Genomic DNA, 13,835 nt, shown 5'->3' with positions numbered 1-13,835 from the left:
TGGGAACACGCGCCGGGCGGGGTCGTCGGTTGCCCCGGTCAGACGATCATCTTCTCCAACTCGGTGAGCGGGAACGCGCCCGCCGCGATCCGCTCCCGGACCGCCCGGCGTACGGCCCGCTGCACCGCGACGTTGGCCGGCGTCGGTACGCCGTGCAGCCGACCGAGCAGCGCGATCTCCCCGTTCAGGTGGTCGACCTCGGTCGAGCCGGTGCCTCGGGCAAGGCTCTGCCAGGTGGAGCCGCCGGAGCGGGCCTCCCCGCCGACCGGGCGCTGCCCGACCAGGTCGCCGCGTTCGGCCTTCTCCTCCTCCGGCGAGGTGTGTGCGATGCCGGCGGCGGCGAGCGCGGCGACGCCCTCGGCGCGTACCCGCTCGACCAACCCGTCCGGGATGTCCTGACCGAGCAACGCCTGGAGGCCGTTACCGAGGTTGCTGAGCAGCTTGCCGTACTTCCAGCGCAGCACGTCGGTGCGGACCGGGGCGACGAAGCCGGCGGCGCTCAGATCGGCGGCGATCGCCCGGTCGGTGTCGTCGGCTCCGCCGGGATACCGACCGATGTGGAGCATCCCCGGATGCGGGTACCCGTTGGCGACCACCACCCCCGGGTCCAGGTGGGTGGCCGGCAGCCAGACACAGACCGGGTGCACATCGGCGAAGAGCCGCAGCGCGGCCCGTTCGTTGGCCACCCCGTTCTGCGCGGTCACCAGCGGCAGACGTTCGCCCGCCGTGCCGCCGCCGACCACCGGCGCGTCCACCCAGGCGGCCAATGCGGCGGCGGTGTCCTGCGACTTCACGGTGAGGATCAGCACGGTGTCGGCGGGCAGCGGCTGGTCAGCGGGCCGGTCCACCGCCGCGAGCCGGGCGGTGACCTCGCCGTCGGGCTGCCGCAGGGTCAGACCCCGCGCGCGGATCGCGTCCAGGTGGGCGCCGCGGGCCACCAGGGTCACGTCCCGGTCGGCCTGGGCCAGCCGTACGCCGATGGTCCCGCCAACCGCACCCGCTCCGATGATCACGTATCGCATGGCCCCATTCTGCCCGCCCCTCCCGCCGTCGATCATGGAGTTGTGGTGCCTGGTTACGGCGGCACTGTGGCTTTTGTGGCCCACCACTACTCCATGATCGACCGAGAGAGACAGGGTTAGGACGGCGCGGGGAGGAACGGGCCGGCGAGCAGGAGCGCGCCGGCGATCAGCGCCGCCAGGTTGACCAGGGCGAATATCGTCACCCAGAAGAGCGCCGGGAACGGGGTGAGCCCGGCGAGTTGATCGGCGTCGGACGCGGGCATCCGACGCCGCGAGCGCAGCCGTTGCAGCTCCACCACCGGCCGCACCCCGCCGAGCAGCAGGAACCACACGCCGACGTACGCGAACGCGGCCTGCACCTGCGGTGTCGCGTACCACGAGACGGCGAACACCAGCGCACCGGTGACGAGCAGCGACACCATGCCGAAGGCGTTGCGGATCATGACGAGCATGGCCAGCAGCAGCGCCACCGCCACCCAGAGCAGCAGGGTGATCCGGTTGCCGCCGAGCAGCCAGGCGCCGGCCAGCCCGACCAGCGGCGGGGCGATGTAGCCGGCGAACAGGGTGAGGATCATGCCCGGCCCGGTGGGACGTCCGGCGGAGAGCGTCAGCCCGGAGGTGTCCGAGTGCAACCGGATGCCGCGCAGCTTGCGGCCGGTGAGCAGGGCGACGAGAGCGTGCCCGCCTTCGTGCGCGATGGTGATGGCGTTACGGGCGATCCGCCACGGCAGCCGGGTGGAGACCACCACCAGCGCGACGGCCCCGGTGATCAGCACCAGCAGCGCTGGCGGGTCCGGCTGCGCGCCGAACAGTGTGTCCCACTTCTCGGTCAGCCCGTCGATCGACATCATGGGGCGCGAGCCTACCGGCGGCATTCCGCGTCGCTCCCGACGCACCGGCTCGTGGTTCCCCGAGACGGATCGGGTGGGCCATGAAGGCAGAGGTGATTACAGATGACGTCGTTGCCGTTGGAACACCACGTCGGGCTCTGGACCGAGGCCGACTACTTCGCTCTGGGTGAGACCCCGGACCGGATCGAGCTGCTCGACGGGAGCCTGCTTCTGAGCCCCGTCCCGAGCAAGCGCCACCAATTGGTGTCGCGCCGGCTTGCCGACCATGTCGAGCGCGCGGCAGACGGCCTCACCGTCTTCGGAGCGGTCAACGTACGGCTCGGAGTGGACCGGATCGTCATCCCCGATGTGGTTGTCGCGGACACCGACGACGAGGGCACGGCGGTGGAGGCCGCCGAGGTGGTGCTCGTCTGCGAGATCGTCTCGCCCGGCAACGCCGCCGCCGACCGGCTGCTCAAGATGCAGCTCTACGCCATCGCGCGCATCCCCTGGTATCTGCTGGTCGAGCAGGACGGCGACGGGCACTCGCTGCGGCTGTACCGGTTGGACGGTGAGCACTACGTCGAGGACCAGGTCGCCAAGCCCGGCGAGACGCTGACCGTCGTCGAGCCGTTTCGCTGGCAGCTCGACCCGGCCACTCTGCGCTGATCCGTCCCGCCCCGGCCACCGGGCCTTCATGACCCGTCAATGAAGCTTTTTTCAGTCACTCTTGTGATCTAGGGCACTAACCTCCAAAGATGGATGTCGATAGAACGACGTCCTTGGAGGCATTCATGGCCCGTACCCGATCATCGCTGCGCCGCACGCTCGCGGCCGGCCTCACCGTCCTCGCCACCGCGGCGGCGGCCCTGGTCGCGACCGCCGGACCGGCGGCCGCGGCCACCACACCCGGCATCGACGTGTCCCGCTACCAGGGCACCATCAACTGGACCAGCGTCCGCAACGCGGGCATCGAGTTCGCCTTCATCAAGGCGACCGAGGGCACCAGCTACAAGGACCCGAACTTCAACGCCAACTACGTCAACGCCTACAACGCCGGCGTGATCCGCGGGGCGTACCACTTCGCCCGACCGAACATCTCCGCCGGCTCGACTCAGGCCGCCTACCTGGCCTCCAACGGCGGCGCCTGGTCCGCGGACAGCCGCACCCTGCCCGCCGCGCTGGACATCGAGGCCAACCCGTACAGCGGCGGCTACTGCTACGGGCTCAGCACGACCGGCATGCGCAACTGGGTGCAGGACTTCCTGAACACCTACCGCTCCCGCACCGGCCGGTACGCGGTCATCTACACCACCACGAGCTGGTGGAACCAGTGCACCGGCAGCTGGACCGGCCCGTGGGCGAACCACCCGCTCTGGCTGGCCCGTTGGTCGAGCACGCCGGGCGCCCTGCCGGCCGGCGCGTCGGTGTGGAGCTTCTGGCAGTACACCAGCACCGGTGCGGTCTCCGGGATCAGCGGCAACGTGGACCGCAACTACTGGAACGGCGACCGTAGCCGCCTGATCGCGTTGGCCAACAACACCTGACCGGGCCGTTGGCGGCAGCGGGATCGACGGTCACCAGCACGGTCGACAATCGGTCCGGCTGCCGCCACACCACCGGGTACGGGTCAGGCCCGCCGCCGACTCAAGGCCGGCACCACAGCGTCCTCACGAGCCAGCGCGCCCCGGCGGGTCATCCGCCAGGCAGCCACGCCAAGGCCGGCAACGATCACGACGCCGAGCAGTGCGACGAGCACCGAAACCCCCGCGCTGACCAGCAGCAGAATCGCGTCGCCGAGCGCCACGAGCATCCACAGTGCCAGCCGGGGCCGAGTGTCCCTCCGTCGGTAACCCATGTCGTGCCTCCTTCCGTCGTCGAAGGTCAAATACCCAGGACGACGGAAGGTCATGCGAATGAGTTTCAGTCCTGGCGGTCGGGCACGAAACCCGTGGCGATCCGGTCGAAGTTCGGCAGGTTGGCCTGCCAGTCCTTCTCCGCGATCTCCCACCGCAGCGCGTAGCCCCGGTTACTGGCCGTCACGAACCCACGGTTACGGACGTGGATCCGCTGCCCGTCGCGGGTCTCCAGCCACTCCCAGTCGGCACAGGTCTTCCAGAAGTCGCAGCGCTTGATGCCGAGGTTCTGGTAGTTGTTGACGAACTTCTTGCGGTCCGGTTCGATGCTCTGCCAGTCCTTGTAGGCGTCGTCCTTCGGGGTCGGCGTCCACTGCACGAGCAGCTCACCCGGCCCGTTGGACTCGTCGAAGACGACAGTGGTGCTGTCGACCTGCCGACGCACCCACCCGTCCGGTATCGGCAGGGCGAAGCCGGCCGGGTCCCGGTGCAGCTTCCAACCCGCCGGCAGCGCGTTCGGGTCCACCGAGGGGGTGGCCGAGGCCGACGGGCTCGGCGCACCGGTGGTGGGTGGCGGAGGCGCGGCAGCGGAGGTCGGCGCAGCCCCCGAGGTCGCGGCAGCACCGGTCGGGTTCGCCTGCGGGGTCTTGTCGTCGCCCTTGGTCAGCAGCGGCACGACCGCCACGAGGCCGATCAGCAGCAGGGCGACCACGGCCCCGATCAGCAGGTTGCGTCGGGTGTTGTTCGGCTTCGTGCCATCCGACGGGGGCACCGGCGCACGGCCGGCCGGACCCACCGGCGGCATGAGCGACGTCGGGGTGGTCGGCTTGCGCTGCTCCGGTGCCACCGACGGCCCGTCGACAACCGTCGGTTCATCGTCGCCCGTCGTACCGTCGCCGCTCAGGTCAGGCGCGGCCGTGACCGTCGCGGTCGGCTCGGCATCGCTCCGGTCGGCATCGGACGGCGTGGCATTGGACGGCTCGACATCGGACGGCGTGGCATTGGACGGCTCGGCAGCGGACGGCGTGGCATCGGACGCTGCCGGGCGGTCGATCGCGGCAGTCGGCTCGGCCGGCGCCGCTGTGGTCCGCTCGGCTGGCACCACCGCGGTCGGGTCGGCGTCCGCACCGGAGGAAACGACGGCCGTCGGGGTGGCATCGGCGGCAGGGGTCGGGACGGCGGGAGTCGCGGCAGCGACGGCCGGCGGCGGTGACACCGGCCGGTCCGCGCTCTCCGCCGGTCGTGGCGCCGGCACGTGCGGCGGGCGCGGCTCGCGCGGGCCGTTCGGCCCAGGCCGGCGTACGCCATCGAGCAGCGAAATCCCGCGCGACCGCCGGCCCCCGGCGCGACGCAGCAACCGCTCCGCCACCTCGGCGGTGATCCGCTCGTTCGGGTCCTTGCGCAGCAGGCCGTTCAGCACGGCCTTGAGCGGGCCGGCGTTCCTCGGCGGTGGAATCGGCTCGGTGGCCAACGCGGCCAGGGTGCCGATCGCCGACGGCCGGGCGTACGGCGACTTGCCCTCAACCGCCGCGTAGAGCGTCGCGCCCAGCGACCACAGGTCGGCCTCCGGCCCGGCGGTGCCGTCCCGGGCCCGCTCCGGCGAGATGTAGGCGGGTGAACCGAGAACCATGCCGGTGCGGGTCACGTTGGGATCGCCGGGGATCGTGGCGAGACCGAAATCGGTCAGCACCACCCGGCCGTCCTCGCCGAGCAACACGTTGCCGGGCTTGACGTCGCGGTGCATGACGCCCGCCTTGTGCGCGGCGCTGAGCGCGCCCAGCACGCCCAAGCCGATCTCCACCGCGCGAGCCACCGACACCGGGCCCTCCTCGGCGAGAGTGTCCTGCAACGACTTCGACGCCACGTACTCCATGACGATCCACGGATCACCGTCGGTGCGCAGCACGTCGAAGATGCGGACGACGTTGGCGTGGTTGAGCCGGGCGATCGCCCGCGCCTCCCGCAACGAACGCTCGCGCATCTCGCGGCGCTCCTCGTCGGTGAGACCGGGCGGCGGCACCAACTCCTTGATGGCGACGTCCCGGTGCAGCACCTCGTCGCGCGCCTTCCACACCCGGCCCATGCCGCCCTGGCCGAGCGGCGACAGAAGCCGGTATCGGTCAGCGACGAGTTGGGGAAGCGCGTTCGACATCGCTGAGACGGTACCCGGAGCCGCCGACGCTCACACCGCCGGCACGCCACTGTGCGCTTCGCGCAACTTCGTGCCGCGTACCCTGGCGTCATGTCTGCCGAAGAGCCGCTGTTCCGGGTCGTCCGCGGCGTGCCCACCGCCGAGGAGTTGGCCGCACTGGTGGGGGCGATCATCGTCCGGTCCCGCCCAGCCACCGCCCCCGCGCCGGCGACCACGTCCGCCTGGGCGCGCAGCGGTCGACCGGCCGGCCGCAACGTGGGCCCCGGCGCCTGGCGCGCCGCCGGCCTACCCCGCTGACCCGACCCGCCGGGTGGGGGCTGCCAGGGGCGCGTTGAGCCGTTAACCTCACTCAGGGAAGCGGTGCCGTTACGGGTAGGGAGGGTCCATGATCCCCGAAGAGGACCGGCCAGCACCCTGGCTACGCGGTTACGGCGGCATCGAGGCCGACATCAGCCAGCTCCGCGAGTTCGCCGACCGGCTCGCCGCCGAGGTGGAGAGCAACTACGCGCCGCACCTGTCGTACATCGCCGAAGACATGTCCGCCAAGCTGCCCAACCCGTGCGACGCCTTCATCGAGTTGGTCACGTTCCTGCACGCACATCACGAGACGCAGCAAGCCACCGCCGACATGGTGTACGCCGTCCGAGGCGCCACCGGCCACCTCGCCGCCGCCGCCGATCAGGTCGCCACCCACTACGCCGACAGCGACGCCTTCACCGCCGCCCGGGTCGTGGACGTGCAACGCGCCCTCGCCAACCCGGCGTCCGTCCTCCCGGGCGGCCCGACGCCGACACTGACCGACCCGACCAGCCCCGACGCCGAAGGGCCGGTGGCGCTGCCGTGATCGAACGAGGCACCGGCCGCACCTCCGGCCTCACCGACTGGCAGCTCATGGACGTCAACAGCATGTGGGCCTGCCTGCAGGACCACGACACCACCAACCACTGGAAGCAGGTAGCCGGCTGGCGCAAGGTCTGCGACCTGGCGCAAACCCACCTCGGCCGCCTCCAGCAATACCGGCGCGGACTGGCCGAGGCATGGCCCCCCGAGACCAGCGCCGCCTCCAGCACGTACCTCGCCGAACTCGACGAACTCATCGACAAGGTGCAGCGCACCCACGACGCCGCCGCCGCGAACTACACCGCACTCTCCGCCGCAACCCAGGCCATCAGCACCACCCGCGCCGCGCTCCGCAAGATCCATGAGGAGTACGCGACCAAGTTCCAGCAGAAGCAGGCGTACGAGGCGATGGCCGCCGACCCGAAAGCGGTGATGGGCAACCGGGTCACCGAATCGCCTGTTGCTGACGGGGATCTGGAGCGGCTGAACGTGCAGGCTCGTTCGATGATGTTCAGCCTGAGTGGCGAACTCCAACAAGCCCAAGCCACCCTCCAAAAACCACCTGCGGCACCTAGGACGAACCCCGGGATCGATCAGAGCGAGGCAAATGCTTACGGGGGAAATTCCGCTGCCCCTGTAATTCCTCCAGTAATAGCGGCACCCCTCCCAGAATCCCCTACAATCGGCCCGAGGGCTTCCGCAACTCAAGGCTGGCCAACAACAAACCCTGGCATCGGACCAGTTCTTGGCGGAACAGGAAACGTAATCACTCCTGGCTCCACAGCCCCTGTCCCGCCAATTGGAGCTACGCCGCCAGCGATCTCCGGTTCAACACCTGGATTCGGGGTGCCACCCCCACCGCCTGCCATCTCCGCACGTGGTGATGCTTCTGGGGCACCACGTTTGCTGCCCCACCCAGCGACCCCCCCAGCCAGCGCCCCAGGCTCCGCGAGTAAACCCGCGGCGCAACCACGTCCAATGCCTCCTGGCGGCCTAATCGGCGGAGTGCCCGCAATGGGATTCGGCTCACCCGCAGCTGGCGCGAGCGTACCCCGCCGCATTAATCCGGTGGGTGGTGTAATAGGTGGCGGCGGCGCCGGAACAGGGCCCACCGGCGGGGCGGGATCTCGCCCTGGAGGCGGCCGGGGCTTGAGCCCGCTTCAGGGAACTCCGCCCTTCGGCTTCGGCTCCAGCATCGGTCACGGCGCCGGCCAAAACCCAGGTGGCGCAGCATCCCCGCAGCCTGGCTTTCGGACAGGTCCAGACGCGGAAAGGCGCCGCTGGGACCCTGACAACCCCTGGACGACAGACGAAGGCGTCGCCCCAATCGTTCGACCACCGAATGATGAAGGCCCCATTGATCCCGGCCCAGCCATTGGCATAGACCGTTGACCCTGCGAGTCTCCGGAGTGCTGTTAGCCGGCCTCAGCCTCACATTCACATTACTTCCACCCCCGACGTCAGCACAGAATAATCCTGGGCCAAAAGATGTCGAGCGGATACGCAAGGATCAGTGGCACCTGGACTATCTAAAGGCCAACGAAGCTCGAAGGTTAAGCAAAGGCAAGGGCGTGATTGTGGCCGTCCCGGACACCGGCGTCACGCCGCACCCTGACCTTCGCGATAATCTCCTAACCGGCACCGACATCGTCCCTCCCGATGGCGGCGACGGTTGGCAGGACGAAGACAGCCATGGCACCGGAATGGCCGGGCTAATCGCTGCCCACGGACAGTCCGGAAATCTTGGCGCTCTCGGCATCGCTCCAGAAGCCAAGATCCTACCAATCCGAACTAGCCGAACAGATCAAGATGGCGACAGCGACAATCTTGCGACCGGGATCGAGCTTGCTGTCGCTAAAGGCGCTTCGGTTATCAGCATCTCTTCCATCGCAGGGCCAAATAGTCGACTCAAGCGAGCCGTTGAGATGGCAATGCAGGCGAATGTCGTCGTGATTGCAGGGGCAGGCAATGAACCTCGGGACAAATATGTTAGCTTCCCGGCAGCCTATCCGGGGGTGATCTCCGTAGGCGGCGTAGATCAGAACGGAAACCATGCCAGCTTTTCGGTATCTGGGCCGGAGATTGACGTGGTTGCGCCGGCGGTCGACATCTACAGCACGAGCATCGACGGCAAGTACCGCAAAGGCACTGGAACCTCCGACGCGACGGCGATCGTGGCGGGGGCGGCTGCGTTGATCAGGTCGAAGTACCCATACCTGCCAGCGCGAGAAGTGGCGCACCGGCTTACGGCGACCGCTGTCGACAAAGGCCCTCCTGGGCGCGACGACGAGTACGGCTATGGGGTGATCGATCTTGTGGCGGCGCTGACGGCAGACGTACCGCCGCTGGGGTTTGAATCGGTGAGCGCGCCGGCCAATGCCGGCTCGACCACGGCTGGCGCCCAGCCGGGCGACGACGGCGATGGCGCGACCGCCCGTGGGCTGGCCACTCTTGGGGTGATCGTGGCCGCAGGGGTCGGGTGGGCGGTTATTGCGCGGCGCCGTCGGCGCGGCGATGATCCGCCGCCCAGAATCAGTCGCTAATCGATCGACGAAGCGTGATCCACTCGGGTTTCCTGATGTCGGGGTGTCCGGGGCCGGCGGATACGCCGACATTCCTGATACCGAGTTGATCACTGGAGGCGGCACTGCCCGGCACACGGTGATCGACTCGCGTTTCTTGTTGTCGGGGTGTCCGGGGCGGCGGGATACCCCGAGTTCCGTGATACCGAGTTGATCACCGTGCGAGGCAACAGCGACCACCGCGCGAGGCACCGGCGACCACCGCGGGGCAAGCGAGGCAACAACGACCACCGCGAGGACACGCGAGGCAACAGCGACCACGCCGCGAGGCACCACCTAACACCGCGAGGACACGCGAGGCAACAGCGACCACGCCGCGAGGCAACAACGACCACCGCGAGGACACGCGAGGCAACAGCGACCACGCCGCGAGGCACCACCGAACACCGCGAGGGCACGCGAGGCAACAGCGACCACCGAGGCAAGCGCGACCAGGCGCGGCCGGTGCGACCACCGTGCGTAAGGCGCGACGCGAGGACCGGACCGACCATCACGCGAGGCTGGGCGGGTCTCGGAACCGTTTCCGGATAGCCGGTAACGTCGGGCTCGTGTCTGAGACTTTGCCGCTCCGCCTCGTGCTCGCCTCGGCTAGCCCTGCCCGTCGTAAGTTGCTCCAGGCTGCGGGTGTCGAGCCGGAGGTGCTGGTCAGTGGGGTGGACGAGTCCCTGGTGGTGACCGAACGGGCCGAGGAGTTGTGCCTGGAGTTGGCTCGGCTGAAGGCGCAGGCGGTTCTGACCCGGTTGAGCCCGGCTGCCGATCAGCGGACGTTGGTGATCGGATGCGACTCGGTGCTCGCCTTCGACGGGGAGATTCTTGGCAAGCCGGCGGACGCGGCGGACGCGACCCGGCGGTGGCAGCGGATGCGGGGGCGCAGCGGCGTGCTGCACAGCGGGCACTGCCTGGTCGAGGTTGCCGCTGGGCGGCGCGCGGAGGCGGTCGCGTCGACCACGGTCCACTTCGCTGACATCAGTGACGACGAGATCGCCGCGTACGTGGCGACTGGTGAGCCGTTGGCGGTGGCCGGCGCGTTCACGATCGACGGGCTGGGTGGGCCGTTCGTGGAGCGGATCGAGGGTGACCCGGGGACGGTGGTCGGGTTGTCGATGCCGCTGCTGCGCCGGCTCCTCGCCGAACTGGACCTGCGGATCACCGACCTGTGGACAAAGGTCGCGCCGGGCGGCCAATCCGTCGAGCCGCTCGGTAACGTCCGGTCATGACCACCAAGTCGATCCCGCTCACCAACGAACTGCACTCCTACCTGGTCGCACACGGCTCCCCGCCGGACGAGATCATCCGGGACCTGGCGGACGAGACCCGGTCGGTGTTGCCGGAGCACGCCTCCATGCAGGTGGCCCCGGAGCAGGCCGCGTTCCTGACGTTCCTCACCCGGTTGCTCGACGTGCGGCAGGCCGTCGAGGTCGGCACGTTCACCGGGCTCTCGTCGCTGGCGATCGCCCGTGGTCTGCCCGAGGGTGGGCGGCTGACCTGCTTCGACATCTCCGAGGAGTTCACCGGCATCGCGCGGCGCTACTGGGCTCGGGCCGGGGTGCAGGATCTGATCGACCTGCGCATCGGCCCGGCCGCGGACGGGCTGCGGGCGCTGCCGCACGAGCGCCATCTGGACTTCGCGTTCATCGACGCGGACAAGACCGGTTACCCGATCTACTGGGCGGAGCTGGTGCCCCGGATGCGTCCGGGTGGGGTGATCGCCGTCGACAACGTGCTGCGCGGCGGCCGGGTGATCGCCCCGCAGAACGAGGGTGACCGGGCCATCGCCGCGTTCAACGACGAGGTTCTTGCCGACGTACGGGTGGACCCGGTGATGCTGCCGATCGCGGACGGCCTGACCCTCGCCCGGGTCCGCTAGAGGCCAAGCAGGCGCGAAAGGTCAGGCGCGGACAATCAGCCACCGGACACGGAAATCGGGGTGCCCCCAGCGAGGGACACCCCGATTTTCAGCAACTCGTGCGCAGGATATTCAGCGGACGCTGCGGGCGAACTGGCGGGCCGCCCAGTAGACGCCCAGCGCGGCGAGGACCGCGGTGATGCTCAGACCCTGCCAGACCTTGTCGCTGCCCAGGTCACCGGCGAACAGGGCCCGGGTGCCGTCGACCGCCCAGGAGAACGGGTTCCAGTTGGCGATGCCCTGCAACCAGCCGGGCGCGAAGGTCAGCGGTAGCAGGATGCCGGAGAGCAGCAGCACCGGCTGCGCCACGGTGTTCATCAGCGGAGCCAGCGCGTCCTCGCTCTTGACCTTGAGCGCGACGCCGTAGGAGACGGCCGAGGTCATGAGGGCGATCAGGGCGAGCATCAGGTACGCCAGCAGCAGGTCACCGAGGAACACCCGCAGGTCGAACAGGAGCGCCAGCAGGGTGATGATGACCGCCTGCGCGAGGAGGGAGACCACGTCGCGCAGCGAGCGGCCGAGCAGCAGGGCGAGCCGGCTGATCGGCGTGACCCGGGAGCGTTCGATGACGCCGGCCCGCAGTTCCGCGATCAGGCCGAAGCCCTGGAACAGGCCGCCGAAGATGGCCAGCAGCACCAGCAGACCCGGTACGAAGATCTTGTAGGCGGCGGCCTGGGTGGGCGCGTTCAGTGCGGGCTTGAGCAGCGGGGCGAAGAGCAGCAGGTACATGACCGGCTGGAACACGCCGACGAAGACCCAGACCGGGTTGCGCAGCAGGAGTTGGGTTTGGCGCTGGAAGATCAGCCACGTGTCACGGGCGAATTTCATGAGAGTCGTCTCCGGGGGTCAGGACTCGCGCAGCGAGCGGCCGGTCTTGGTGAGGAAGACGTCGTCCAGGCTGGGTCGGTGCAGCTCGATCGAGCGCAGCTCCAACCCGGCGTGGTCGAGCCGGCGCAGCACCTGGGGGATGGCGGTGGCGCCCTCGTCGACGTAGAGGCGCAGGCCGCCCTCGTCGGCGGTCTCCAGCTTGTTGACGTACGGCTCGCCGTCGAGCGCTTGGGCGGCCTGCGGGGTGGCGGCCAGGTCGAGGCCGACCAGCACCACGTCGCCGGAGATCTGCCGCTTGAGCTCGGCCGGCGTGCCCTCGGCCACCACCTCGCCGTTGTCCATGATCGCAATCCGGTCGCAGAGCGCGTCGGCCTCGTCCAGGTAGTGCGTGGTGATGAAGACGGTCATCCCGTCGCCGCGTAGCCGCCGGATCTCGTCCCACATGTGGGCGCGACTCTGCGGGTCGAGGCCGGTGGTCGGCTCGTCCAGGAAGACGATCTTCGGCTCGTGAATGATGCCGAGGGCGATCTCCACCCGTCGGCGCTGGCCGCCGGAGTAGGTCTTGCACTTGCGGTCGGCGTACTCGGTCAACTGGAAGGCGTCCAGGGCGCGGGCGGCACGGCGCTGCGCGTCGGCCTTGCCGATGCCGTACATCCGGGCGTGCAGCACCAACTCCTCGCGGGCGGTGGACTCATCCCAGGTGCTGCCGCCCTGCGGGACGTACCCGATGCGACGGCGCACCTCGGCCGGGTCCTTGCGTAGGTCGGCGCCCGCGATGGTGGCCTCGCCACCGTCCGGCTCGATCAACGTGGCGAGCATCCGCAGCGTGGTGGTCTTGCCAGCGCCGTTCGGGCCGAGAAAGCCGAAGATCTCGCCCTCGGCGACCTCTAGGTTGACGCCCCGCACGGCGTCCACCGTCTTCGTCTCTCGACCCGCGCGGGAGCGGAACGACTTCCGCAGCCCCCTGGTCTCGATCATTTCTGCTCCTGGTCGTTCGGGCCGGCAAGCCGGCCGTCGAGTGGGACGACGCCGGACGGCGCACTCCCCCGCTGTGCCGCCAGCAGGCTAACGCGATATAGCTTTTTTAGTCAACGTTGATTATTCCGCGTCGGCGCCGGGCGCCTCCACGCCGTCCCGCCACCCTGACCAACCCTGCGCTTCATCCAGCTCAGCAGGCAGGTACGACACTCCGGAATCGATCCGCTCCGCGATCCGCTCGCACCAACTCATCTCCGCCTCGGCCCGCGCCGACCACAGCTCGAACATCCAGCCCACGTGCGCCGGCTTGCGGTTGCGCACCCAGTCGGACTCGAGCGAGGCGCGCATCGACTCGACGCCGGCGCGCAACAGGCTGGCCCGGTTACGCAGGGCGGCGGCCGCCTCGGCGCGCGGCATGGCCGGCAGGAACGAGAAGGCCGCCACGAACGGGTCGGCGGGCTCGCTGATGTTCCACCAGAGGTTGCGGAGCAGCGTCTCGAACTCGTCGTTTCCCTTGGGGGTCACCTCATAGGTGGTCCGTGCCGGACGGGCGCCGACCTGCTCGGTCGCGACGGCGCGGAGCAGCCCTTCCTCGGTGAGCTTGCGCAGGGCGTGATAGATCGATCCGGGCTGCACGTTCGCCCACTTGTCGGCACTCCAGCTCAGCAGCTCGCGGCGCACGTCATAGCCGTGCACGGGCTGCATCCACCGCACCAGACCGAGAATCATCATGCGAGTCGAAGACACCCGACAAGCGTAATAGCCAAGTTTGACTAAACCGTGGTGGGTGCAGTGCGGCATCCCACACTGAGCGATCGTTAGGGCCACCGTGGGCGGCCGA

At 69.3% G+C, this 13,835-nt stretch carries 14 protein-coding genes; 7 read left to right on the top strand and 7 right to left on the bottom strand.

Annotated elements, in window-relative coordinates; genetic code table 11:
• Positions 1 to 38: 38 nt before the first annotated feature.
• Together ACIBF8_RS01550 and ACIBF8_RS01545 are read right to left on the bottom strand one after the other, a co-directional pair.
• A complete protein-coding gene (locus ACIBF8_RS01550; protein WP_396780374.1) occupies positions 39 to 1,022 on the bottom strand; it encodes a ketopantoate reductase family protein in 984 nt (327 codons plus the stop codon).
• A 116-nt stretch (positions 1,023 to 1,138) separates the two neighbouring features.
• Complete coding sequence (locus ACIBF8_RS01545; RefSeq protein WP_396780373.1) at positions 1,139 to 1,873, bottom strand: M50 family metallopeptidase; 735 nt, start codon at positions 1,871 to 1,873, stop codon at positions 1,139 to 1,141.
• 102 nt (positions 1,874 to 1,975) lie between these two features.
• Between ACIBF8_RS01545 and ACIBF8_RS01540 the strand changes: the two genes are divergently transcribed.
• Together ACIBF8_RS01540 and ACIBF8_RS01535 are read left to right on the top strand one after the other, a co-directional pair.
• Positions 1,976 to 2,521: a Uma2 family endonuclease gene (locus ACIBF8_RS01540; protein ID WP_396780371.1), complete on the top strand. Its 546-nt coding sequence runs from the start codon at positions 1,976 to 1,978 to the stop codon at positions 2,519 to 2,521.
• A 125-nt stretch (positions 2,522 to 2,646) separates the two neighbouring features.
• On the top strand, positions 2,647 to 3,399 hold the full coding sequence (locus ACIBF8_RS01535) for a GH25 family lysozyme (protein WP_396780697.1): 753 nt from the start codon (positions 2,647 to 2,649) through the stop codon (positions 3,397 to 3,399).
• 83 nt (positions 3,400 to 3,482) lie between these two features.
• On the opposite strand, the gene ACIBF8_RS01530 is transcribed toward ACIBF8_RS01535, so the two are convergent.
• The gene (locus tag ACIBF8_RS01530; protein ID WP_030328904.1) at positions 3,483 to 3,710 is read right to left on the bottom strand and encodes a hypothetical protein; all 228 of its coding nucleotides are present in this window, start codon (positions 3,708 to 3,710) and stop codon (positions 3,483 to 3,485) included.
• Between the two features lie 65 nt (positions 3,711 to 3,775).
• Positions 3,776 to 5,860, bottom strand: coding sequence for a protein kinase (locus tag ACIBF8_RS01525; protein WP_396780370.1), 2,085 nt, complete (start codon positions 5,858 to 5,860; stop codon positions 3,776 to 3,778).
• A gap of 90 nt (positions 5,861 to 5,950) precedes the next feature.
• On the opposite strand from ACIBF8_RS01525, the gene ACIBF8_RS01520 reads away from it, so the two are divergent.
• From ACIBF8_RS01520 to ACIBF8_RS01500, 5 genes are all read left to right on the top strand, one after another.
• Positions 5,951 to 6,157, top strand: a complete 207-nt coding sequence (locus ACIBF8_RS01520) for an acyl-CoA carboxylase subunit epsilon (RefSeq protein ID WP_396780368.1) — start codon at positions 5,951 to 5,953, stop codon at positions 6,155 to 6,157.
• Between the two features lie 88 nt (positions 6,158 to 6,245).
• Positions 6,246 to 6,704, top strand: coding sequence for a hypothetical protein (locus tag ACIBF8_RS01515; RefSeq protein WP_396780367.1), 459 nt, complete (start codon positions 6,246 to 6,248; stop codon positions 6,702 to 6,704).
• A 1,408-nt stretch (positions 6,705 to 8,112) separates the two neighbouring features.
• Positions 8,113 to 9,243: a type VII secretion-associated serine protease mycosin gene (mycP, locus tag ACIBF8_RS01510; protein WP_396780696.1), complete on the top strand. Its 1,131-nt coding sequence runs from the start codon at positions 8,113 to 8,115 to the stop codon at positions 9,241 to 9,243.
• Between the two features lie 587 nt (positions 9,244 to 9,830).
• A complete protein-coding gene (locus tag ACIBF8_RS01505; RefSeq protein WP_396780366.1) occupies positions 9,831 to 10,499 on the top strand; it encodes a Maf family protein in 669 nt (222 codons plus the stop codon).
• Positions 10,496 to 11,149, top strand: a complete 654-nt coding sequence (locus ACIBF8_RS01500; protein ID WP_396780365.1) for an O-methyltransferase — start codon at positions 10,496 to 10,498, stop codon at positions 11,147 to 11,149. Before ACIBF8_RS01505 ends, ACIBF8_RS01500 begins: the two co-directional genes overlap by 4 nt.
• A gap of 111 nt (positions 11,150 to 11,260) precedes the next feature.
• On the opposite strand, the gene ACIBF8_RS01495 is transcribed toward ACIBF8_RS01500, so the two are convergent.
• The 3 genes from ACIBF8_RS01495 to ACIBF8_RS01485 form a co-directional block, all read right to left on the bottom strand.
• The gene (locus ACIBF8_RS01495; RefSeq protein WP_363609840.1) at positions 11,261 to 12,016 is read right to left on the bottom strand and encodes an ABC transporter permease; all 756 of its coding nucleotides are present in this window, start codon (positions 12,014 to 12,016) and stop codon (positions 11,261 to 11,263) included.
• Between the two features lie 18 nt (positions 12,017 to 12,034).
• Positions 12,035 to 12,994, bottom strand: a complete 960-nt coding sequence (locus tag ACIBF8_RS01490; RefSeq protein ID WP_396780364.1) for an ATP-binding cassette domain-containing protein — start codon at positions 12,992 to 12,994, stop codon at positions 12,035 to 12,037.
• A 120-nt stretch (positions 12,995 to 13,114) separates the two neighbouring features.
• Positions 13,115 to 13,726 (bottom strand): PadR family transcriptional regulator, encoded by a 612-nt coding sequence (locus ACIBF8_RS01485; RefSeq protein WP_396780695.1) that lies wholly within the window; start codon positions 13,724 to 13,726, stop codon positions 13,115 to 13,117.
• Positions 13,727 to 13,835: the final 109 nt, after the last annotated feature.

The sequence above is a fragment of the Micromonospora sp. NPDC050276 genome (genome assembly GCF_044459545.1).
Classification (GTDB): domain Bacteria; phylum Actinomycetota; class Actinomycetes; order Mycobacteriales; family Micromonosporaceae; genus Micromonospora.
This window is presented reverse-complemented; position numbering and strand designations above follow the sequence as displayed.

What these genes read in the sequence shown, in the direction of transcription:
- ACIBF8_RS01550 (WP_396780374.1), bottom strand. Translation starts at nt 1,022, where the DNA reads ATGCGATACGTGATCATCGGAGCGGGTGCGGTTGGCGGGACCATCGGC.
- ACIBF8_RS01545 (WP_396780373.1), bottom strand. Translation starts at nt 1,873, where the DNA reads ATGATGTCGATCGACGGGCTGACCGAGAAGTGGGACACACTGTTCGGC.
- ACIBF8_RS01540 (WP_396780371.1), top strand. Translation starts at nt 1,976, where the DNA reads ATGACGTCGTTGCCGTTGGAACACCACGTCGGGCTCTGGACCGAGGCC.
- ACIBF8_RS01535 (WP_396780697.1), top strand. Translation starts at nt 2,647, where the DNA reads ATGGCCCGTACCCGATCATCGCTGCGCCGCACGCTCGCGGCCGGCCTC.
- ACIBF8_RS01530 (WP_030328904.1), bottom strand. Translation starts at nt 3,710, where the DNA reads ATGGGTTACCGACGGAGGGACACTCGGCCCCGGCTGGCACTGTGGATG.
- ACIBF8_RS01525 (WP_396780370.1), bottom strand. Translation starts at nt 5,860, where the DNA reads ATGTCGAACGCGCTTCCCCAACTCGTCGCTGACCGATACCGGCTTCTG.
- ACIBF8_RS01520 (WP_396780368.1), top strand. Translation starts at nt 5,951, where the DNA reads ATGTCTGCCGAAGAGCCGCTGTTCCGGGTCGTCCGCGGCGTGCCCACC.
- ACIBF8_RS01515 (WP_396780367.1), top strand. Translation starts at nt 6,246, where the DNA reads ATGATCCCCGAAGAGGACCGGCCAGCACCCTGGCTACGCGGTTACGGC.
- ACIBF8_RS01500 (WP_396780365.1), top strand. Translation starts at nt 10,496, where the DNA reads ATGACCACCAAGTCGATCCCGCTCACCAACGAACTGCACTCCTACCTG.
- ACIBF8_RS01495 (WP_363609840.1), bottom strand. Translation starts at nt 12,016, where the DNA reads ATGAAATTCGCCCGTGACACGTGGCTGATCTTCCAGCGCCAAACCCAA.
- ACIBF8_RS01490 (WP_396780364.1), bottom strand. Translation starts at nt 12,994, where the DNA reads ATGATCGAGACCAGGGGGCTGCGGAAGTCGTTCCGCTCCCGCGCGGGT.
- ACIBF8_RS01485 (WP_396780695.1), bottom strand. Translation starts at nt 13,726, where the DNA reads ATGATGATTCTCGGTCTGGTGCGGTGGATGCAGCCCGTGCACGGCTAT.